The sequence below is a fragment of the Motiliproteus sp. SC1-56 genome (assembly GCF_017309075.1).
Taxonomy (GTDB): domain Bacteria; phylum Pseudomonadota; class Gammaproteobacteria; order Pseudomonadales; family Balneatricaceae; genus Motiliproteus.
This window is the reverse complement of the sequence record NZ_JAEMGS010000004.1, coordinates 92,037-111,610: the sequence shown is the minus strand read 5'-3', so window position 1 is coordinate 111,610 and position 19,574 is coordinate 92,037. Positions and strand designations below refer to the sequence as shown.

Sequence of the window (19,574 nt, the reverse complement as noted above, 5' to 3'; positions counted from 1 at the left end):
AAACGAGGGTAATTTCGGCGTAGCGAAATTACCCCTCCATGATGGCAATGTGGTCTTCGACGCGTCGCGATTGTAGCTCGGGCTTTCGCAGTAAGAGCGCTTCCAGCCTGGTCGTTAGCTCACCGGAGATGACATGTTGCACGAATGGCCGGACCGTTTTCTTTAGATGCTCTTCACCTTTTATCATATCGTTGTCGTGGCTAAAGATAACGCGCGCCAAAACAGCATTGGATATTTTTGAACCGCTCATGTCCTCCCACTGCATCAAATCTAGAAGAGGGATCGCCCCATAGCGCACAATATTTTTAAAGGTAGCTTCACCAAGGCGCCCTACGGAGTAGTCAGGTGGCGGAGTGCCCTTCTGCTCTCGCCACGAAGGCAGCAAGCTGCGCAGCTCGGCCAAAATTTCTTCATCGCTTGACCCGTCGAGGCGTATCGCTGTCCATATGGCGCTTTCGAAACTAGGATCAGGATGAAGAGAAACATTAGATAAAGCGCGTTTTCTATTCATGACGAGGCCGTCATCGCCTACCTTGTAAATTTCATCGTCACGAGCGATTACACTAGCCGGCGCTAGGTCATAAAACCTGAGCGGATTAATGGACCGGCTAGATGCTAACTGTGGTGTTGGCTCATAAGATAGGCCACGGGCTCTTTGACTGTCAGCGAAAGCGCGCTCTGCTTCTTCACTGCAATAGGTGGGTAAAATCGGATTACCACTGCGTATCCGCTTAACAATGATGGAATCTTCTTCGTAGAGGAAACCGCGCATTGTTCCTCGTACTTCCAATTGCTCGAGAAGTTCCTGCAGCGTGAGGCCTAACAGCGCATCATAGTTCTTGATGTCAAACCATGAAGGAAGGTCTTTAAGGGACTTGATACGTTTCAAAACTGTTTCTCTTTGGGTATTAATTCTAGGGTCGTTGTCGCATCTAGACGTCAAGATTGGTGATAGGGGCAGCGATATCCGCCACTGCGGTTAGAGCTGTGCGACGTTCGTCTAGATAGTCATATCGGTCATAAACCCCTTCCACCCCCTTGATTTTGTGATTCAGACAGCGCTCCGCGATATGAGGCGGAGTGCCGACGCGTGCTAGCAGCGAGCGGCAGCTGCGCCGCAGGTCATGCACGGTAAAGTGGGAAATCACGCCGGCCTTAGCAAGCTTATTGAGGGCGGCATTAAGGGTATCCGGGCTCATGTGCGGGTAGCGCTTGCTTGCCCTTCGGCGCGGGAATACATAGTCGCTTCCGCATGCCCTGACCTTCAATTCTTCAAGCCACGCGACCGCCGCCGGAGGCAAGGGAATCAAGACGGCCGCATCCATTTTGGTGCGCTCTGCCGAGAGCGACCATAGACCCTTCTCAAGATCGAACTCGCTCCATTGCGCAGCAAGCAGTTCCATTTTGCGCACGCCGAGCACCAAAAGAAGCGCGCAGGCCAGGTAATTTTCACGCGTGAACGCGTCGGGCCGGCTCCGAAGTGCGGCAAAAAGCGCTTTCAATTCAGGCAACTCAAGGATGCGTTCGCGGCTCTTTTCGACACCTCCGGCATCCTGATTGGTAAAAGCTGCAGCAGGGTTGCTAGCCATCGCGTCCAGCTTAATGCCATGGTTGAACAGCTGCTTCATCAACGCCAAGGCATCGTTTGCAACCGTCGGACGCTTGCTGGCAGTGATCTTGTGAACCACCGCACGGACATCCCGAGGAGTTACGGCTTCTACTTTGAGCCCTCCTAGTACGGGCTGAATATCACGCTCATATTTTCGGAGGGGAATCTTAGGATGCTTGAGCCGCTTGGCGTGCTGGCTGTACCAGTCGTCAAACAAGTCATCGGTAGTTCGTATCGCTTTTTGCTTCTCCCTATGGCGCTCGGCGACCGGATCAGTTCCATCTTTGGCGATCCGAGCTCTCAGCAGGCCCGCTTCGGTCCGGGCGCCAGCTAGAGAAATGTGCTCGTAGTAGCCGATAGTGAAGAGCTTTCGCTTCCCATTAGCTGTGTAGCGGAGCGCCCAGTACGCCTTGCCTGCAGAGCGAATGCAGAGGTAAAGGCCATCACCGTCCGCGAAGCGCCCCTCATCGCCAGATTTAATAATCGCCTTAATCCCTTTGTCTGTGAGCTGTCCCATCTCCCACCTGCTGGTTACCACAGGGCTGAAAATTTGGTTACCGCGACTTGGTTACCAATCTAGTTACCGCTCTGTTACCAATTTGGTTACCGCGATTATAAGCACAACAGGAACAGCTTGAGAACACACAAAAACAAAAGCCCCCTATTTTAGGGGGCTTACGTGGCAAAAGCAGGATGTGTGAGTTTGAGCCAGGACACTATTCGATATTCTGGATCTGCTCCCGCATCTGCTCAATCAGCACCTTGAGCTCCACCGCACACTGGGTGGTTTCGGCGACGATGGACTTGGACGACAGGGTGTTCGCCTCCCGGTTGAGTTCCTGCATCAGAAAATCGAGGCGTCGGCCGATGGCGCCGGATTGCTTGAGCACCCGGCTCACCTCGGCAACGTGGGTGTCTAGCCGGTCCAGCTCCTCGTCCACGTCGGCCTTCTGCGCCACCAGCACCATTTCCTGTTCGAGCCGCGCGGGTTCCAGCTCCTGCTTGGCCTCTTCCAGCCGGGTCAGCAGATTTTCGCGCTGGCGGGCCAGGATCTCCGGCAGGCGGCTGCGTACCTGGGCGACGATGTCGGTGATCGAGGCCAGGCGCTGCTCGATCAGTTGGGCCAGCTCCTTGCCCTCGCGCTGGCGGTTCTCCACCAGCTCCGCCAGGGCGACGTCAAACAGCGCCAGCGCGGCCTGGTGCACCGCCTTGGTGTCCGGGCTGCGCTCTTGCAGTACGCCCGGCCAGCGCAGCACCTCCAGGGCGCTCACCGGCGCCGGATCCGCCAGCAGCTCGTTGACCTGCCGGGCGGCGTCCCGCAGCTGGCTGACCAGCGCCAGGTTGACCTGCAGTTGCTCATCACCCTGCTCCGCGGGATGAAACCGCAGGGTGCACTCCACCTTGCCCCGCTGCAGCCCCTTTCGCAGCCGCTCCCGCAGCCCCCCTTCCAGCTCCCGGAAACTCTCCGGCAGGCGCAGGTGGGGTTCCAGGTAACGCTGGTTCACCGAGCGCACCTCCCAGACCAGGGTTCCCCAGGGGTGCTCGCTCTGCTGGCGGGCGAAGGCGGTCATGCTGCGTGTCATAAGCACCGATCTCGATTAAAATGGGTGGATTCCAACGGCAGCTATTCTAACAACCCGCTCTTGGCGGGCACTAGGGCTGTTTCATTTCCACCGCTCTACGATTAAGGCTCTTTAATGACTTCCTCCCTTTCCGACCAGTTGAAAAACCTCGGTATGGACGCCATGCGCCCCAGCGGGCGCGCCCCGGACCAGCTCCGGGAGGTGAAGCTCACCCGCCACTACACCAAGCACGCCGAAGGTTCGGTACTGGTTGAGTTCGGCGACACCAAGGTGCTCTGCACCGCCTCGGTGAGCCGGGGAGTGCCCCGCTTTCTGCGCGGCAGCGGCTCGGGCTGGGTCACCGCCGAGTACGGCATGCTGCCCCGCTCCACCGGCTCGCGCATGGACCGCGAAGCGGCCCGCGGCAAGCAGGGCGGACGCACCGTCGAGATCCAGCGCCTGATCGGCCGCTCCCTGCGGGCCGTCATGGACCTGGAGCGCCTGGGCGAGAACACCATCACCATCGACTGCGACGTGATCCAGGCCGACGGCGGCACTCGCACCGCCGCCATCACCGGCGCCTGCGTGGCCCTCAAGGACGCCCTCACCGTGCTGGCCAAGGATCGCAACGGCGCCATGAAGGGCAATCCCTTCAAGGGGCTGCTGGGGGCGGTCTCGGTGGGCATCTACAAGGGCCAGCCGGTGCTGGACCTGGACTACGCCGAGGACTCCAAAGCCGAGACCGACATGAACGTGATCATGACCGAGGAAGGCGGTTTCGTGGAGGTGCAGGGCACCGCCGAGGGCAAGACCTTTACCCAGGACGAGCTCAACGCCATGCTGGCCCTGGCGAGCAAGGGGATCGGCGAGCTGGTCAAGCTTCAGAAGGCGGCGCTGGCCGGCTGAGACGTTCGCCGCGACAAAACGCTGATTGAAGTCGCTCTTAAAAATAAGCCCCGCTCAGCCGGGGCTTTTTTTCGCCGGTAGTATTCGCCGGCTCGGCGGTCACCGACTTGCCCAGGTTGCGGGGCAGATCCACGTTGGTCTCCTTGAGCACCGCCACGGGTTAGGAGAGCCGCGGCAGGAGAACCGTATAAAAACCGGCTCCAGCACCTGATGGGATGGGGCAAATCCAGCTTAAGCGACCCGAACGCCGTCGGTACCTGTCGATAGATCGTCAAAAATGGGTTTTCGGCGTGCCTGCGGGCAGGTCCCACCGCGCTCGGGCTCGCGAAGGCCGACCGAACAAGACAGCTCATCCAAGCTGTTGCGACAAGCGCAGCCGATAAACGGTCGGAGCAAAGCGAGGGGACCGGTAGTGCGTGCCTGGGGTTCGGATTTTGCAAATGCCCGGGCGCTGACCAATAATGCGCGCCTGATTGTCGGGAAGGAGGCGCGATCGCCCGCCTTCCTCAGCGAGGAGCGCCGCCATGCGGAATGTCGAAATTTCCAGAGAACCCGTCGAACTTTACAAAATTCTCAAATTCGAGGGGGTGCTACCCAGCGGCGGTGAAGCCAAGGCGGCGATTGAGGAAGGCCAGGTGCGGGTCAACGGCGAGGTGGAGACCCGCAAACGGAAAAAGATCTACGCCGGCGACATCGTGGAGTTCGGTGCCGAAAAGATGAAGATCTTGCTGGAAGCCGCAGAACACTGATCCTCTCCCTTTTGATCTGCGTCCATCAATTGACCATCATGTAGTGATAGAGCCCGGCGGGGAAGGGTATGCTGGCGAGGCATGGCCGGGTGACGCGGTCGGGCCCGGTGGCTCCATCTGCCTGGAACTGATTTTATTACCCCTGATCCAGGAGGGCGCCTTTTATGGCGGAACAGCGGAACTACCTTCGTCTCCTCACCTGGGATCCGAGCGGCCGGCGCACCGCCGCCCGGCTCGATCTGTGGCAGAGCCTGTCAGGGTTTCTGCTGGCGCTCTTTCTCTGGGCCCACCTGCTGCTGGTCTCCAGCATTCTGCTGGGCAAGGAGGCCATGGCCTGGGTGACCCGGGCCATGGAGGGCGCCTTCCTCTCCCCCCACGGCGAGGGCTACCCGGTGATCGTCTCGGTGATCGCCCTGGCGATCACCCTGCTGGTGGTGGTGCATGCGTTGCTGGCGATGCGCAAACTGCCCTCGAACTGGCACCAATACCGGGAACTGCGCCACTCCCAGCAACTGCTGGACCATGCCGATACCCGCCAGTGGAGCCTGCAGGCCCTGACCGGCGTGATCATCCTCTTCCTGGTGCCGGCCCACCTCTTCACCATGTTCGCCCTGCCCGAGACCATCGGCCCCGAAGGCTCCGCCATGCGCATCGTAGCCGGGGGCTTCTGGATACTCTACCTGCCCCTGCTACTGGTGGCCGAACTGCACGGCGCCATCGGTCTCTACCGGCTGGCGATCAAGTGGAACCTCTTTCCCTCCAGGGATCCCCGCCGCACCCGGCTGCGGTTGCAGCGGCTCAAGTGGGCCGCCTCGGGGCTCTTTATCTTGCTCGGGCTGGCGACCCTGGCCGTGTTTGTCCGCATCGGACTGGAACAGGGGGGCGCCTTATGAAGATCGTCTATACGGACTCTCTGGTCATCGGCGGCGGCCTGGCGGGGTTGCGCGTCGCCATTGCCAGCAAACAGCGGGGGCTGGATGCCCTGGTGCTCTCGCTGATTCCGGCCAAACGCTCCCACTCGGCCGCGGCCCAGGGGGGGATGCAGGCGAGCCTCGCCTCCGCCAGCAAGGGCAAGGAAGACAACGAGGACGTCCACTTCGCCGACACCGTCAAGGGCAGCGACTGGGGCTGCGACCAGACGGTGGCGCGAATGTTCTGCCACGTGGCCCCCAAGGCGGTGCGCGAGCTGGCCCACTGGGGGGTGCCCTGGAACCGGGTCCAGCAGGGGGAGCGCACCGCCATCGTCAACGCCCAGAAGATCACCATCACCGAAGAGCCCGCCGATCACGGCCTGATCACCGCCCGGGATTTCGGCGGCACCAAGAAATGGCGCACCTGCTACACCTCCGACGGCACCGGCCACAGCATGCTCTACGCCATGGACAACAAGGCGATCGAGCTGAAGATCCCGGTTCACGAGCGCAAGCAGGCGATCGCCCTGATCCACCAGGACAACCGCTGCCACGGGGCGGTGGTGCGGGACCTGGTCACCGGCGAGCTAATCGCCTACGTGGCCAAGGCCACCACCCTCGCCACCGGCGGCTTCGGGCGCCTCTACGCCATCTCCACCAACGCCCTGGTCTGCGACGGCATGGGCGCCGCCATTGCCCTGGAGACCGGGGTAGCGCCACTGGCCAACATGGAGGCGATCCAGTTTCACCCCACCGCCATCGTGCCGGCGGCGATCCTTACCACCGAGGGGTGCCGGGGCGACGGCGGGGTGCTGCGGGACGTGGATGGCCACCGTTTCATGCCCGATTACGAGCCGGAAAAGGCGGAGCTGGCCTCCCGGGACGTGGTCTCCCGGCGCATGACCGAACACATGCGCAAGGGCAAGGGGGTGCCGTCCCCCTACGGCGACCACCTGTGGCTGGATATCACCATCCTCGGTCGCGAACACATTGAGAAGAACCTGCGGGAGGTCAGGGAGATCTGTGAATCCTTCCTGGGGATCGACCCGGCGGTGGACTTCATTCCTGTGCGTCCCTCCCAACACTACTCCATGGGGGGTATCCGCACCGACCAGCGGGGTGAGAGCACCCACCTGAAGGGGCTCTTCGCCGCCGGCGAGGCAGCCTGCTGGGATCTGCACGGCTTCAACCGCCTGGGGGGCAACTCGGTGGCCGAGACGGTGGTGGCGGGAATGATCGTCGGCGAATACGTGGCCGACTTCTGCCAGCAGCACTCGGTGGCGATCGACAGCGGCGTCATCGAGGGGTTCGTGGCCGCCGAACAGTCGAAGATTGACACCCTGCTGGCCAGGGAGGAGGGGGAGAGCGCCTTCCCCCTGCGCGAGCGGATGCGGGCGATCATGACCGAGAAGGTGGGCATCTTCCGCAACGGTCCGGAGCTGGAGGCGGCTGTGGCCGAGCTCGAGGCGCTGTTCGAGCGCAGCCAGAAGCTCGCGCTCAGTCACCGGGTGCGCCACGCCAATCCCGAACTGGAGCTGGCAATGGCGCTGCCTCGAATGCTCAAGCTGGCCCTCTGTACCGCCCGGGGTGCCCTGGCCCGCACCGAGAGCCGCGGCGCCCACGCCCGGGAGGACTACCCCGACCGGGACGATCTCCATTGGCTCAAGCGCAGTCTCTACTTTCAACGGGGTGACGAACTGGTGCTGGAATACGAGCCTCTGGATATCATGGCCATGGAGCTGCCCCCCGGCTCCCGGGGCTACGGCGAGGACCGCACCCGCCACCACCCGGATACCGCAAAACGTCAGGCCGAGCTCGACGCCCGGCTGGAGGCCCTGGGCCCCGACGCCGACCGCTTCGCCCGTCAGGCCGCGGCCATGCCCTTTGAGGTGCCGGAAAAACACCGCCCCCGCAACCAGCGCTCCGGCGTGGAGGAGTCATGAACGCATCCGGTCGTACCCTGACCCTGAACATCTTCCGCTTCGACCCCCGGCTCGAGGGCGACCAGCCCCGCATGCAGCGCTACCAGTTGCCGGAGAGCGACGGCATGACCCTCTTTATCGCCCTGAACAAGCTGCGGGAGGAGCAGGACCCCAGTCTCAAGTTCGATTTCGTCTGCCGCGCCGGTATCTGCGGCAGCTGCGCGATGGTGATCAACGGCAAGCCAGGGCTGACCTGCCGCACCCTCACCACCGCCTCCCCCGCCGGGGAGTTCACCCTCCACCCGCTGCCCGCCTTTGAACTGATCGGCGACCTGTCGGTTGACACCGGTCGCTTCATGCGCGCCATGAGCGAGCGGATCGAGGGGTGGGTCCACCGGGAAAAGGCCGGCAACATCCACGTCCTGGAGGAACGGATGGAACCGGCGCTGGCCGAGGCGATCTACGAACTAGACCGCTGCATCGAGTGCGGCTGCTGCGTGGCCGCCTGCGCCACCAAGCGGATGAAGGAGAGCTTCCTAGGCGCCGTGGGCTTTATGAAGCTGGCACGCTTTCGCCTCGACCCCCGGGATGGGCGCGATGACGCTGACTACTACGAGGTGATCGGCAGCGAGGACGGGGTGTTCGGCTGCATGAGCCTGCTCGGCTGCGAGGACAGTTGTCCCAAGGCGCTGCCCCATCAGGTGCAGATCGCCTACCTGAGGCGCAAGATGCTGCAGGCGTGAGATGGGCATGGGGGGCAGACGCCTCGGTCGGCGCTGGGGCGTTGGTCGATAACCCGCTCCGTCCCCTCCTGTAGGCGACACCGATGTCGAACATGTACGCGAGCCAACCCTGGGTCATGTTACTCATGGGTAGTCTCCGTGCCGTTGAGGAAACGTGGCGTCCGCCCTTTGCTGGTACCGATCCATGGCCTCCAGCTCTTCCGGTACCGATACCTGCGCACGGCGCAGGTATCGGTTTTTTGGACAGCTGCTTCCAAGGTTCGTGATCGCTTCCGCTTACTCCGGCCATGTTGCTCTCCCAAACCGTTCGATGTTGGGTCGAACAGTGGACATCAGTGCCCGTATTAACCCTATGTCAGCAAGGGTAAGTTTCAAGGAGCCCAGGGCAACGACTGTTCCGGCGAAGTCGCCGGGCTTGGGGATCAGCGTGACGACGGTGATTTTTAGGAAATGGTCGGTAACGAGGAGGCGGTCATTTAGATGAGCCGGTGACACCGGGGTGCATTGGGGAGCCGGCTTAACCCTGAGTGCAAAAAAGCCCGTTCGAACGATCCGACATCTGTCTCAGGCGCTTTTGCAGCAACTGGCTGAACTCCTTGCCCAGCTGCGACTGGGAGCGGGTGATCGGGTAGAGAATGTTGTAGTTAAAGGGGATCGCCGGCTCGAAACGCCTGACCTCCAGCCCCTGGCGGGCGTAGTTGATGGCGGTCACCGGGTCCACCAGCGACACTCCGCCGCCGGCCAGCACGTAGGCGCAGGCGACGTGGGAGACCTGGGTGTCAAACAGCAGCTTGCGCTGCACCCCGGCTTTTTCAAACACCTCGTCCACCTTGTAGCGCACGCTCTGTTCGGTGCCGAGGGAGACGAACTGCTCGCCCTCCAGGTCCTCGGGGACAATCACCGTCTTTTCCGCCAACCGGTGCCCGGGAGGGAGCGCGCAGAGCAGCCGGCTGCTGGCCAGCTCCCGCACTTCGATGGCCGGGTCGGACACCTTGATCGCGGACAGGCCGATATCGAAATGCTGGTTGGCGATCCAGTCGGCTACCTGTTGCGAGCTGCGCACCTGCAGGGTCACGGCCACCCCCTCGTGGCGCGCCATGAATTCGCTCACCACCGCCGGCAGGAAATCCTGGGCCAGCGCCGGCAGGCAGACGATCCGCAGGGTGCCGCGGTGGAACACTTTCAGCTCCTCAGCGGTGCGGGCCAGCTTCTCGATCCCGACAAAAGACTTCTCCACCTCTTCGAACAGGATCATCGCCTCGGGGGTGGGCACCAGGCGTTTCTTCTGGCGCTCAAACAATTGCACCCCGACGCTCTCTTCGAAGTCGCTCAGCAGGCGGCTCACCGCCGGCTGAGAGATATAGAGAATCTCCGCCGCACCGGTGGTGGTGCCGGCGATCATCACCGCCCGAAAGGCCTCCACCTGCCTGAAACTGATTCGCGCCATCTGCTGCCCCCGTCTACGTCTATGCCGCCAATCTTATAACACCATGTTATCAAGTACTCAAAACAAACGATTTGATGTTATTTGATAATACTAAGACACTACGACCCATACGGAAATGAGGCGACAAATACTAAAAAGCCTCATAAAGCCTCCAATTAAAGAGATAACAAAATGGAGAAGCTCTTTCGCTATACGCTGGCGTTACTGATCAGCACCGTGGCCGGCTTCCAGTTCGTGCAGGTGATCACGCGCTACGTATTTGAAACCCCCATCATGGGGCTGGAGGAGGTGGCCATGATCCCCACCCTCTGGCTCTACGCCCTGGGCGCGGTCAATGCCTCCCGCGAGGATACCCAGATCCGCGCCAACGTCCTCGAGATCTTCCTCAGCACCGAGCGGGCCCGCCATATCCTGCTGGTGATTTCGGAAAGCCTCAGTCTCATCATCTCGATCTGGCTCACCACCTGGGCCTGGGATTACCTGCGCTACGCCATTCGGGTCGGGAAGGAGACGCCCACCCTTTACCTGCCCACGCTCATCTACGAGTCGGCGCTGTTCACGGCCCTGGCGGCGATGAGCCTCTACGTGGCCTGGCACCTGTACGGCCATATTCGGGCGCTGCTGCGCGGCGGCAAGGAACTGGATGCCCCCATCGACCATGAGCATCCCCACACCAGCGAACTGGACGAGTTCGAGATTCTGGAGCATCACGAGGACAAGACCCATGGTTGAGATCGCCCTGCTTTCCTTTTTGGTACTGGTCTTCCTGTTGAGCCTGGGCGTACCGCTGCCCTACTGCTTCGGCGCCGGCCTGATGGTGATGACCCTGGTGGGTGACGCCACCATGAAGGGGATGATGCTCTGGGGCTTCGGCCAGTTGACCAACCCCGTGCTGCTGGCCATTCCCCTGTTCGTGTTCGCCGGCACCATCATGAGCGTGAGCGGCATCGCCGCCAGTCTGCTGAAGTTCGTCAACGTCTTTGTCGGCCGCATTCGGGGCGGGCTGGGGGTGGTCGCCTCCGTCAGCTGCGCCATTATCGGCGCCATCTCTGGCTCCGGTCTCACCGGTATCGCCGCCATCGGCCCGCTGCTGATTCCGGAGATGGAGCGCAAGGGCTATCCCCGCGCCTACGCCACCGCGCTGATCGCCAACTCCTCCATCCTGGGCCTGCTGATTCCCCCCAGCGTCACCATGATCGTCTTTGGCTGGGTGACCGAGACATCGATTCTGGCGAGTTTCCTGGCGACCCTCGGCCCGGGTCTGCTGATCATGTTCAACTTTGCCGTGGTCAACCTGGTCATGTCCCGCAAGTTCGACCTGGTGCTGGACGAGCCGGTATCCTTTGGCGAGATGGTCAAGCAGGCGGGGAACAACACCGTTCACGCGATCCCGGCATTGCTGATGCCCGCCATCATCCTCGGCGGTATCTACGGCGGCGTGATGACCCCGACCGAGGCCGCCGCCGTGGCCGTGATCTACGCCCTGCCGGTAGGCTTCATGATCTACAAAGGGTTGAGCTGGAAATCGTTCCTGGAGTCCGGCAAGGAGTCCGCCACCGCCGTCGGCGCGATCCTGATCATGATCCTGTTCAGCCTGATGCTGAGCCAGATCTTCGTGATGGAGGACATTCCCCAGGCGCTGGTGGAGGCGATCTTCGAGATCACCGAGGACAAGACCCTGCTGTTACTGCTGGTGACCCTGTTCCTGTTCCTGATCGGCATGGTGGTTAACGACATCACCGCCATCATCCTGACCGCGCCCCTGCTGATGCCGCTGATGGAGGCCCTGGGCGTGAGCCCGATCCAGTTCGCCGCCATCATGGGCGTGACCACCGCCATGGGCGGGGTGACGCCTCCCTATGCCAGCATCCTCTACCTGGGCGCCCGCATCGGCAACGTCAAGTTCACCGAGATTATCAAACCGGCCATGGTGCTGCTGCTGTTCGGCTACCTGCCGGTCGTCGCCCTGGTTCTGATCTGGCCCGAGCTGTCCGAGTTCATCCCTCAGATGCTGGGCTACTAACCACTGCTTAACAACTCCCCCTCCGGGAACTCAAAACGATAAAAAGGAGAACACCATCATGCGTACCACGCTGACCAAAAACCTTGCCCTGACGCTTTCCCTGTCGCTGGGGGCCGTTGCTGCCGCCGAGGCCGCCACCCTGAAACTGAGCCACGTGCGGCCCCAGGGCGCGATCATCGACCAGGAGCTGCAGGCCTTCGCCGGCGAAGTGAAGCTGGCCACCGACGGTGACGTGAAGGTCAAGATCTACGCCGCCAGCGCCCTGGGGGACTACACCTCCGTGCAGGAGCGGATCTCCGTGGGCGCGGTGGACATGGCCGTGCAGCCCGCCGCCGCCGCTGCCGATCGCAAGATGCAGATCAGCTCCTTCCCCTACCTCGCCGAGAACTGGGACCAGGCCCGCAAGATCTACGGCCCCAACGGTGTCATCTACAACACCATGAAGGAGCTGTACGCCAAGCAGGACATCACCATGCTGGCCGCCTACCCGGTCTACTTCGGCGGTATCGCCCTGAACCGTGACGCCGTCGCCCCCGGCGATGTGAACGCCGAAAAGGGCATCAAGGTCCGCGTCCCCGGCATCAAAAGCTTTCAGCTGACCGGCGACGCCCTGGGCTACATCAGCTCCCCCATCCCCTTCTCCGAGGCCTTCACCGCGGTACAGACCGGCGTGGTTGACGGTGTGATCGGCTCCGGCGCCGAGGGTTACTACGCCTCCTTCCGCGACGTCACCAAGACCTACCTGCCGATGAACACCCACTTCGAGGTGTGGTACATGATCATCAACTCCGAGACCCTGGCTGACCTGGACGCCGAAGACCGCGAGGCCCTGCAAAAAGCGGCCCTGGACTTCGAAGCCAAGCGCTGGTCCCGTGCCAAAGCCGACCAGGCCGCGTACGAGCAGAAGCTGGCGGATAACGGCGCCACCATCGTTGAGCTGAGCGACGAGGAGCTGGCCGCAGCCGCCCAGAAGGTCCGCACCGACGTCTGGCCGCAGATCCTGGAAGACGTGGGCTCCGACTGGGGTCAGGCGATCCTGGACCAGGCCGCCAACTGATTCGGACCGGCTGAGCCAACCTGCCGGCCGCACCCGCTGCGGCCGGCCCCCAGGTCCGATAACACAAGCCCGTTAACTCAAGCCCGATAACTCAAGCTCGATAACTCAAGCTCGATGACAACGGGCAAACCGATGATCCCACTGGAGAAAGAACCATGAGCGCAGGTTTGATGCCTGGCCGCTGCGATGCCGACGTGGCCGTCATTGGCGGCGGCCTGGTCGGACTGGCCGTGGCGCTGGGTCTGCAGGAGCAGGGACTGAAGGTGGCGGTGGTGGACGAGGGCGATATCGCCCTGCGTGCCTCGCGCGGCAACTTCGGCCTGGTCTGGGTCCAGGGCAAGGGTGACACCTGCCCGGAGTACGCCCGCCTGAGCCGGCTCTCCGCCCGCCTCTGGAAGGACTATGCCGCCGAGCTGACCGACGCCACCGGCGTCGACCTGCAGCTGTCGCAGATCGGCGGGCTCTACGTCTGCCTGAGCGACGACGAGCTGGCGCAGCGCGCCGATATGCTGAGTGCGATGCGCGACACCCTCGGCGGCGACTACCCCTTCGAGGTGCTCGATCACACAGCGCTCAAGGCCAAGGTGCCGGAGATCGGCCCCACCGTGGCCGGCGCCACCTGGGGCCCGGAGGATGGGCATGTCAACCCGCTGCTGCTGATGCGGGCGATGGTGCAGCGCTTCAACCAGCGCGGCGGCCTCCTCTCCACCGAGGGACCTGTGCTGAAAATCGAGCCCAACGAGGGCGGCTTTCGCATCCACACCCGCGGCCAGCCGGTCGCCGCCGGCAAGGTGGTGCTGGCGGCCGGGCTCGGCAACCGCGACCTGGCGCCCCAGGTCGGCCTGTCGGCGCCGGTGATCCCCAACCGCGGCCAGGTGCTGATTGCCGAACGGGTGCGTCACTTTCTCGACTACCCCACCGGCCACGTGCGCCAGACCGGTGAAGGCACCATTCAGTGCGGCGACTCGAAAGAGGACGTGGGTTTTGACCCCGGCACCACCACCGACGTGATGGCCGCCATCGCCGCCCGCGCGGTGCGCATGTTCCCGCTGCTGGAGCAGGTCAAGCTGGTGCGCGCCTGGGGCGCGTTGCGGGTCATGACCCCCGACGGCTACCCGATCTACCAGCAGTCCGAACAGCATCCCGGCGCCTACCTGGTGACCTGCCACAGCGGCGTCACCCTGGCGGCGGCCCACGCCGGACCGTTGGCGGACTGGATCGCCAACGACCGGGTTCACAACGAATTAGCCCTGGAGGCGTTCCATGCCCAGCGATTCAGCCTTTAAGCGGCTCCCCGCCACCCCGTCGGAGACGGTGCAGTTGTGGGTGGAAGGTCAAGCGGTCAACGCCCGTCGCGGCGAGAGCGTCGCCGCGGCCGTGCTCGCCGCCGGCCTCGGGCCGACCCGCACCACCCCTGTTTCGGGGGCGCCGCGAGCCCCCTACTGCATGATGGGCATCTGCTTCGAATGCCTGATGGAGATCGACGGACGCCCCAACACCCAAGGCTGCATGACCCCGGTGGCCGAGGGCATGCAGGTCCGTTTTCAGCACGGTGCCCGCGCCTCGCAGGAGGAGACAGCATGAACCCATCTGCAAGCGCCTTGAGCGCCGTCGACGACACCGCTGTCGCCGACTATGACCTGGCCGTCGTAGGCAGCGGTCCGGCGGGCATGGCGGCCGCGATCGATGCCGCCGAGCGCGGCCTGAGCGTTGCGGTCATCGACGACCAGCCGCTGCCCGGCGGGCAGATCTACCGTCAGGTCGGCGACCCCGTCCTGCAGGACCGCAACGTGCTGGGCCCCGATTACTATTACGGCGAGTCCCTGGTGCAGCGTTTTTGCGCCGCGACGGTCGATCGCATCGACAGGGCCAGCGTCTGGGAAGCAGGCCCGCGTCACCTCTGCCTGAGCCGCGACGGCCGCAGCCGGCGACTGGGCTTCAAGGCCCTGCTGCTGGCCACCGGCGCACAGGAGCGCCCGGTGCCGTTTCCAGGCTGGACTCTTCCCGGGGTGATGACCTGCGGCGCCGCCCAGATCATGCTCAAGACCAGCGGCCTGGCACCGTCCGCGCCCCTGGTACTGGCCGGCAGCGGTCCGCTGCTGCTGTTGCTCGCCTGCCAGCTGCTGCGCACCGGCATTCAGGTCGAGGCCGTACTGGAAACCACCCCCACCGCCCACTACCGAGACGCCCTGCGTGAGCTGGGCGGCGCCCTCAGGGGCTGGCGCGCGCTCGCCAAAGGCATGGGGCTGCTGGCCGAGCTCAAGCGCGGCGGCGTCAAGCACCTCGGCGGGGTATCCGAGCTGCGCGCCCTGGCCGACAGCGAGGGCAAGCTGGATCGCATCAGCTACCGTCGCCGCGGTCGCGAGCAGCGCATCGCCTGCCGCACCCTGCTGGTTCACCAGGGGGTAGTGCCCAACGTCCAGCTGAGCCGAGCCGTGGGAGCCGAACACCACTGGGACGCCTTACAGGAGTGCTGGCGCCCGACCCTGGATAGCTGGGGCGCCAGCAGCATCGACAACCTCTTCATCGCCGGCGACGGCAGCGGCATCGGCGGCGCCCTGGTGGCCGAGAAGCAGGGACGGCTGGCCGCCCTCGCCATCGCCGCCCGGCTACAACGGATCAGCGACCAGGAGCGCGACGCCGAGGCCGCGCCGATCCAACGGGAGATCCACCGGGAGCTGGCGATTCGTCCGTTCCTGGACCGGCTCTACCGCCCGGCACAGGAATTTTTGCGCCCCGCCGACGACACCCTGGTGTGCCGTTGCGAAGAGGTGACTGCCGGCGAGATCCGCCGCATCGCCCGGGGCGGCTGCGCCGGCCCCAACCAGGCCAAGGCGTTCAGCCGCGCCGGCATGGGGCCCTGCCAGGGCCGCCTCTGCGGCTTGACCGTTTCGCAGCTGATCGCCGAGGCCCGTGAGGTGCCGGTGGCCGACGTGGGCTACTATCGGGTGCGCTCACCGATCAAGCCGATCACCCTGGGCGAGCTGGCAGCCATGGCCACCCCGGCCAAGGAACTTGGCGCCCACGATGCCAAGCCTGCTCCGGCGGCCGACGCCAAGCACTAAGCTTCTTTTTTAAAACCTGTACCAACAGACGAGAGAGCCATGTCCATTCAACGCCACCAAACCGCTCAACGCATGAGCAAAATCGTGATTCACAACGACACCGTTTACCTGTGCGGGCAGGTCGCCGAAGACCGCAGCGCCGATATCACCGAACAGACCCTGACCATGCTGACCAAGGTGGACCAGTTGCTGGAGTCGGTCGGTAGCAGCCGCGAAAAAATGCTGAGCGCTACCGTCTACCTGAAGACCATGGACGACTTCGCCGCCATGAACGCGGTGTGGGACGCCTGGGTTCCCGAGGGTCACGCCCCGGCCCGCGCCTGCGTCGAGGCAGCCATGGCCAGCCCGGAGCTGAAAGTGGAAGTCTCCGTTATCGCCGCCCTTTAATCAGGCAGGGAGAGGGGCTATCGCCCTTGCCCCTCTCCCGGTTTCCCAGGTTGCCTGGCGCACAGCCCGGCGCCGGGCAACCGAACGTCAGACGCCGCCCGCATCGTCCTAATCGCTGGCTGAACCCACGAAGCCTACACCACTGATCCCCCTGCAACAGAGCACCACAGGCGCCCGGTTTACGGAATTGGCCGAGCGGTCTGGCCTCTGACGATGGATAAAAGGAAGAGTGGTGACAGACGAAGAAGGAGGCGCCCTGATCAGGGTCTGGAAAGCCTTCGTCAGAACGATTAATCGGCCAGATCAGGCAACGAATCAACTATATAAACAAACAGAACGCTCAGAGTTTCAGGCGGGGATGGCTGCGACCGGCCCCAAGCAGGCCGTTAAATTCCGCTGCTGGGAGTGTTCTTCACGCAGCCAGTTCTCAGCCGGGGCCAGCTCCCGGAAGAGCCGGGTATCAACGCCTTTCAAGCAACAGACATTGACCAGGTGGGCATAGTATTTCTCGGAAATCCCTTCTTTTCCGACCAGAGCCATACGCCGGCACTTTGGCACATCCTGCTTCAGTTCAGCAGCTAAATTATCCAGATCAATAAAGCTCAATCCACTTAGATCCACTGCCCGGTAGTCCACCAAGACGGCATCGCACTTATCGTAGAGCGGTAACGAAGTAGCGCGCGCCTTTTTTATGTCGGCAGGACGCAACAACCCGCTTTGAGTCACTTTTATGTAACGACCGTCTGCCGATAAGTTCACCTGGGTTGTTACATGCCGGCTCATTGATCGTTCTACCATCACAACATACTGCTGAGGAAACTGAGACGCATAAATGCGCGGAGTTAATATACAGATGGCGCTGTTCGGTGACAATTGAGGTAACGGCTTACGGCGGCTGAATGAAAAGAGTGCAAACAAAAAGGGCCCCGAAGGGCCCTTTTTAAGGTAACCGCTGAGCCGCGATCAGCACTGGTAACGAACACCCAGCTCGATCAGGGCGGCGTGGTGGTTGGGGGTACTCATGCCCCCGGTCAGGTAGTCACGCCGGCCGTCGTTGGCGATCGGACCGATACCGTCGAAGGACCAGTTATCCGCTTCGTAGTCCTCATACACCGCGCGGGCGATCAAGGTCGTCTGCAGGTCCAGGAAGTATTCGGCTTCCAGTTCCACGGTATGGATGCGGGTATCCAGGTCCGGCAGCGGAATCACCGGGTCCGCGGCGGTCGCAGCGGTGTTGGTCTGGCTCAGCTCGCCCGTGGACTGGGTATAGCGATACGCCAGGTTCAGCTGCAGCTGGTTCTCCAGCGCTTCCCAACCGATGTCCATGCCGGCAACCAGGCTCTGGTTGTCGGTCAGCAGGGTCCACTCGTCGCCTCTGCTAGTGGAAACCTGGTCGTACTCATACTGCTGAATACCGGCATGCAGGCTGTAGGTCAGGGTGCGGAGCGGGGTGGCGCCGAAACTCAAGGTGTACAGGGAGCGATCGACGTCCTTGAGACCGTACTCGGTGTCGTCGTAATCGTCCTGCGCCTGTTGCAGCATCAGGCCGATATAGCCGCTGCTGCCCAGTACGTACTGACCGTTGAACTGGGCTTTGAGGCGCTCCCGGTCGGCCATGGTGTAACGCCGGGCGCCATCCGCGCCGACCCTGGCCAGCTTTGCCGAGCAGAAAACCGCAGAAGCCTTCGCCGCAACCTACGGTGGTCAGGTTTACCGATTTGACCAGATTGACTTGGCGCTGATCTCCGCGATGGGGTTCTGAGATCCCTCTGACCCGGTCACACGAAAACTCGCAAGCCCCCGCTCACGAGCATTCTGAAGGGCACACCAGGGCCTCAGGGGATGACGTGCCTCACCGGAGGGATCACTTGGAGGTGGTCATAAAGACGATCGCATCTCGCAGTTGCTCGTCGGAGCAATCCACGCAGCCGCCTTTCGGGGGCATCGCGTTGACCCCGGCTTTCGCGCTTTCCAACAGACCCTCAACTCCACCCTTGGCGTCTAACCTTGGTTGCCAAGCGGCTTGGTCATGCGCCATCGGACCAACGCCGGTACCGTGACAGGCGACGCAATACTGGTTGTAGACGACTTCACCATCGCCTGCCATCACTGCTCCAGACAGGCAGAGCCCCAAGGCTATGCTCAATGGTTTCATAATCATTTCTCCTCTAACGGGTAGGGATATTCAGGATAGGATTGCCTTCAGGAGCATTCGCTCTGGGTTAAATCTAGACGATAAGCGGAGTCTCTCTCTATTTGTCAGCCATCGCCGGTCCGGTGAGCGACTTTATATTAGAGAACGCCATTTTGAAGTGGTGCATGACAGCGCAGGGATCGCTGCCTAGCATGGTTTATCCACCAAGCCTGTGGATAAACCTGTTGCCGCTCGTGGGAAAACCGCCTTTCGCCAGCGCGCGCAAAGCGGTTGAGCCCGGCGCTCGTTTTTTGAGCGGAAGAGTCTCTCTTGAGCGTGGCCCGTCCTCGCCCCTCAGCTCCCTGCGGGATTGAGGCTTGAGCCTCAGCCGCGGTGACTCAACACCTCGCGGATCGCCTCAACGAAGGCTTCCACCGGCTGTCCCCCGGTCAGGGCATAGCGCTGGTCAAACACGACAGTCGGCACGGAATTGACACCACGCCGCTGCCAGAGCTGCTCTTCGGCTCGGACTTCTTCGCCGTAGCGCCCGCTGTCGTACACCTCGCCGGCCTCCGTCGCATCCAGCCCCGCCTCGCTCGCCAGTTCGCACAGCAGGCCGCGCTCGGAGGGATTCCGGTTGTGGGTGAAATAGGCTTCGAGCAGTTTGAGCTTCAGCGCCAATTGCGCTCCGGCTCCCTGCTCCCCGGCCCAATAGAGCAGGCGGTGGGTGTCGAAGGTGTTCCACTTGCGGCTGTCGGGGCGAAAATCGAACGTAAAGCCAAGTTGCGCCCCGCGCTGGGTGATCTGGGCCTGGCTCTGCAGTACCTGGTCCTCGCTCATGCCGTACTTGGCGCAGAGGTACGGCACCACGGGCTCACCTTCCGGCGGCATGTCCGGGGTCAGCTCAAAGGGATGAAAATGAAACCGGGGGGAGACCTCGTCACCGAGCCGGTCCAGCGCCTGCAGCAGGCTGTGCAGGCCGACCGCGCACCAGGGGCACATCACGTCGGAGGCGAAGTCAATCTTAAGGGGCTTGGCCATGGGATTCTCCGGAGTCTG

The 19,574-nt window shown here is 62.8% G+C and carries 21 protein-coding genes; 13 read left to right on the top strand and 8 right to left on the bottom strand.

Annotated features, from left to right (window positions below):
* Positions 1 to 28 precede the first annotated feature (28 nt).
* The 3 genes from JGZ97_RS05595 to JGZ97_RS05585 all read right to left on the bottom strand — a co-directional run bounded on the left by JGZ97_RS05595 (position 29) and on the right by JGZ97_RS05585 (position 3,192).
* Positions 29 to 889, bottom strand: a complete 861-nt coding sequence (locus JGZ97_RS05595) for a DUF6387 family protein (RefSeq protein WP_207061628.1) — start codon at positions 887 to 889, stop codon at positions 29 to 31.
* Between the two features lie 43 nt (positions 890 to 932).
* Entirely contained in the window at positions 933 to 2,126 is a 1,194-nt protein-coding gene (locus JGZ97_RS05590) for a site-specific integrase (RefSeq protein ID WP_207061627.1), read from the bottom strand.
* Positions 2,127 to 2,325: 199 nt separating this feature from the next.
* Positions 2,326 to 3,192 (bottom strand): YicC/YloC family endoribonuclease, encoded by an 867-nt coding sequence (locus tag JGZ97_RS05585; RefSeq protein ID WP_207061626.1) that lies wholly within the window; start codon positions 3,190 to 3,192, stop codon positions 2,326 to 2,328.
* Positions 3,193 to 3,354: 162 nt separating this feature from the next.
* Here JGZ97_RS05585 and rph point away from each other — a divergent pair, with 162 nt between their 5' ends.
* The 5 genes from rph (at position 3,355) to JGZ97_RS05560 (ending at position 8,402) form a co-directional block, all read left to right on the top strand.
* Complete coding sequence (gene rph / locus JGZ97_RS05580; protein ID WP_207061811.1) at positions 3,355 to 4,077, top strand: ribonuclease PH; 723 nt, start codon at positions 3,355 to 3,357, stop codon at positions 4,075 to 4,077.
* Between the two features lie 524 nt (positions 4,078 to 4,601).
* Positions 4,602 to 4,826 carry an RNA-binding S4 domain-containing protein gene (locus JGZ97_RS05575; protein WP_207061625.1) on the top strand — a complete coding sequence of 75 codons (225 nt, stop codon included), beginning with the start codon at positions 4,602 to 4,604 and terminating at the stop codon, positions 4,824 to 4,826.
* A 164-nt stretch (positions 4,827 to 4,990) separates the two neighbouring features.
* Positions 4,991 to 5,719 (top strand): fumarate reductase cytochrome b subunit, encoded by a 729-nt coding sequence (locus JGZ97_RS05570; RefSeq protein ID WP_207061624.1) that lies wholly within the window; start codon positions 4,991 to 4,993, stop codon positions 5,717 to 5,719.
* Positions 5,716 to 7,680: a fumarate reductase flavoprotein subunit gene (locus tag JGZ97_RS05565; protein WP_207061623.1), complete on the top strand. Its 1,965-nt coding sequence runs from the start codon at positions 5,716 to 5,718 to the stop codon at positions 7,678 to 7,680. The genes JGZ97_RS05570 and JGZ97_RS05565 overlap by 4 nt, the downstream gene beginning before the upstream one ends.
* A complete protein-coding gene (locus tag JGZ97_RS05560; protein WP_207061622.1) occupies positions 7,677 to 8,402 on the top strand; it encodes a fumarate reductase iron-sulfur subunit in 726 nt (241 codons plus the stop codon). Before JGZ97_RS05565 ends, JGZ97_RS05560 begins: the two co-directional genes overlap by 4 nt.
* A gap of 517 nt (positions 8,403 to 8,919) precedes the next feature.
* Here the strand turns inward: JGZ97_RS05560 and JGZ97_RS05555 are convergent.
* Positions 8,920 to 9,849, bottom strand: a complete 930-nt coding sequence (locus tag JGZ97_RS05555) for a LysR family transcriptional regulator (protein WP_207061621.1) — start codon at positions 9,847 to 9,849, stop codon at positions 8,920 to 8,922.
* Between the two features lie 171 nt (positions 9,850 to 10,020).
* On the opposite strand from JGZ97_RS05555, the gene JGZ97_RS05550 reads away from it, so the two are divergent.
* From JGZ97_RS05550 to JGZ97_RS05520, 7 genes are all read left to right on the top strand, one after another.
* Positions 10,021 to 10,581 carry a TRAP transporter small permease gene (locus JGZ97_RS05550; protein ID WP_207061620.1) on the top strand — a complete coding sequence of 187 codons (561 nt, stop codon included), beginning with the start codon at positions 10,021 to 10,023 and terminating at the stop codon, positions 10,579 to 10,581.
* Positions 10,574 to 11,872: a TRAP transporter large permease gene (locus JGZ97_RS05545; protein WP_207061619.1), complete on the top strand. Its 1,299-nt coding sequence runs from the start codon at positions 10,574 to 10,576 to the stop codon at positions 11,870 to 11,872. The genes JGZ97_RS05550 and JGZ97_RS05545 overlap by 8 nt, the downstream gene beginning before the upstream one ends.
* A 58-nt stretch (positions 11,873 to 11,930) precedes the next feature.
* Positions 11,931 to 12,929, top strand: a complete 999-nt coding sequence (gene dctP, locus JGZ97_RS05540; protein WP_207061618.1) for a TRAP transporter substrate-binding protein DctP — start codon at positions 11,931 to 11,933, stop codon at positions 12,927 to 12,929.
* Positions 12,930 to 13,084: 155 nt separating this feature from the next.
* Positions 13,085 to 14,215 (top strand): FAD-binding oxidoreductase, encoded by a 1,131-nt coding sequence (locus JGZ97_RS05535; protein ID WP_207061617.1) that lies wholly within the window; start codon positions 13,085 to 13,087, stop codon positions 14,213 to 14,215.
* Positions 14,193 to 14,513 (top strand): (2Fe-2S)-binding protein, encoded by a 321-nt coding sequence (locus JGZ97_RS05530; RefSeq protein ID WP_207061616.1) that lies wholly within the window; start codon positions 14,193 to 14,195, stop codon positions 14,511 to 14,513. The genes JGZ97_RS05535 and JGZ97_RS05530 overlap by 23 nt, the downstream gene beginning before the upstream one ends.
* Positions 14,510 to 15,994, top strand: coding sequence for an NAD(P)/FAD-dependent oxidoreductase (locus JGZ97_RS05525; RefSeq protein WP_207061615.1), 1,485 nt, complete (start codon positions 14,510 to 14,512; stop codon positions 15,992 to 15,994). The genes JGZ97_RS05530 and JGZ97_RS05525 overlap by 4 nt, the downstream gene beginning before the upstream one ends.
* Positions 15,995 to 16,033: 39 nt before the next feature.
* A complete protein-coding gene (locus JGZ97_RS05520) occupies positions 16,034 to 16,381 on the top strand; it encodes a RidA family protein (RefSeq protein ID WP_207061614.1) in 348 nt (115 codons plus the stop codon).
* A 348-nt stretch (positions 16,382 to 16,729) separates the two neighbouring features.
* Here the strand turns inward: JGZ97_RS05520 and JGZ97_RS05515 are convergent, their stop codons facing one another.
* Complete coding sequence (locus tag JGZ97_RS05515; protein WP_207061613.1) at positions 16,730 to 17,299, bottom strand: hypothetical protein; 570 nt, start codon at positions 17,297 to 17,299, stop codon at positions 16,730 to 16,732.
* Positions 17,300 to 17,344: 45 nt separating this feature from the next.
* Complete coding sequence (locus JGZ97_RS05510; protein ID WP_207061612.1) at positions 17,345 to 17,998, bottom strand: MtrB/PioB family outer membrane beta-barrel protein; 654 nt, start codon at positions 17,996 to 17,998, stop codon at positions 17,345 to 17,347.
* A 31-nt stretch (positions 17,999 to 18,029) separates the two neighbouring features.
* On the opposite strand from JGZ97_RS05510, the gene JGZ97_RS18460 reads away from it, so the two are divergent.
* Positions 18,030 to 18,143, top strand: coding sequence for a nitrous oxide reductase accessory protein NosL (locus JGZ97_RS18460; RefSeq protein WP_207061810.1), 114 nt, complete (start codon positions 18,030 to 18,032; stop codon positions 18,141 to 18,143).
* Positions 18,144 to 18,245: 102 nt separating this feature from the next.
* Here the strand turns inward: JGZ97_RS18460 and JGZ97_RS05500 are convergent, their stop codons facing one another.
* Together JGZ97_RS05500 and JGZ97_RS05495 are read right to left on the bottom strand one after the other, a co-directional pair.
* Positions 18,246 to 18,536: a cytochrome c5 family protein gene (locus JGZ97_RS05500; RefSeq protein WP_207061611.1), complete on the bottom strand. Its 291-nt coding sequence runs from the start codon at positions 18,534 to 18,536 to the stop codon at positions 18,246 to 18,248.
* A 363-nt stretch (positions 18,537 to 18,899) separates the two neighbouring features.
* Positions 18,900 to 19,556: a DsbA family oxidoreductase gene (locus JGZ97_RS05495; protein WP_207061610.1), complete on the bottom strand. Its 657-nt coding sequence runs from the start codon at positions 19,554 to 19,556 to the stop codon at positions 18,900 to 18,902.
* Between the last annotated feature and the right edge of the window lie 18 nt (positions 19,557 to 19,574).

Coding starts and splice junctions, on each gene's coding strand:
- JGZ97_RS05590 (WP_207061627.1), bottom strand. CDS start 2,126: ATGGGACAGCTCACAGACAAAGGGATTAAGGCGATTATTAAATCTGGC.
- JGZ97_RS05500 (WP_207061611.1), bottom strand. CDS start 18,536: ATGAAACCATTGAGCATAGCCTTGGGGCTCTGCCTGTCTGGAGCAGTG.
- JGZ97_RS05525 (WP_207061615.1), top strand. CDS start 14,510: ATGAACCCATCTGCAAGCGCCTTGAGCGCCGTCGACGACACCGCTGTC.
- JGZ97_RS05565 (WP_207061623.1), top strand. CDS start 5,716: ATGAAGATCGTCTATACGGACTCTCTGGTCATCGGCGGCGGCCTGGCG.
- JGZ97_RS05545 (WP_207061619.1), top strand. CDS start 10,574: ATGGTTGAGATCGCCCTGCTTTCCTTTTTGGTACTGGTCTTCCTGTTG.
- JGZ97_RS05550 (WP_207061620.1), top strand. CDS start 10,021: ATGGAGAAGCTCTTTCGCTATACGCTGGCGTTACTGATCAGCACCGTG.
- JGZ97_RS05530 (WP_207061616.1), top strand. CDS start 14,193: ATGCCCAGCGATTCAGCCTTTAAGCGGCTCCCCGCCACCCCGTCGGAG.
- JGZ97_RS05495 (WP_207061610.1), bottom strand. CDS start 19,556: ATGGCCAAGCCCCTTAAGATTGACTTCGCCTCCGACGTGATGTGCCCC.
- JGZ97_RS05520 (WP_207061614.1), top strand. CDS start 16,034: ATGTCCATTCAACGCCACCAAACCGCTCAACGCATGAGCAAAATCGTG.
- JGZ97_RS05570 (WP_207061624.1), top strand. CDS start 4,991: ATGGCGGAACAGCGGAACTACCTTCGTCTCCTCACCTGGGATCCGAGC.
- JGZ97_RS05585 (WP_207061626.1), bottom strand. CDS start 3,192: ATGACACGCAGCATGACCGCCTTCGCCCGCCAGCAGAGCGAGCACCCC.
- dctP (WP_207061618.1), top strand. CDS start 11,931: ATGCGTACCACGCTGACCAAAAACCTTGCCCTGACGCTTTCCCTGTCG.
- JGZ97_RS05560 (WP_207061622.1), top strand. CDS start 7,677: ATGAACGCATCCGGTCGTACCCTGACCCTGAACATCTTCCGCTTCGAC.
- JGZ97_RS05555 (WP_207061621.1), bottom strand. CDS start 9,849: ATGGCGCGAATCAGTTTCAGGCAGGTGGAGGCCTTTCGGGCGGTGATG.
- JGZ97_RS05575 (WP_207061625.1), top strand. CDS start 4,602: ATGCGGAATGTCGAAATTTCCAGAGAACCCGTCGAACTTTACAAAATT.
- JGZ97_RS05510 (WP_207061612.1), bottom strand. CDS start 17,998: ATGGCCGACCGGGAGCGCCTCAAAGCCCAGTTCAACGGTCAGTACGTA.
- rph (WP_207061811.1), top strand. CDS start 3,355: ATGCGCCCCAGCGGGCGCGCCCCGGACCAGCTCCGGGAGGTGAAGCTC.
- JGZ97_RS05535 (WP_207061617.1), top strand. CDS start 13,085: ATGAGCGCAGGTTTGATGCCTGGCCGCTGCGATGCCGACGTGGCCGTC.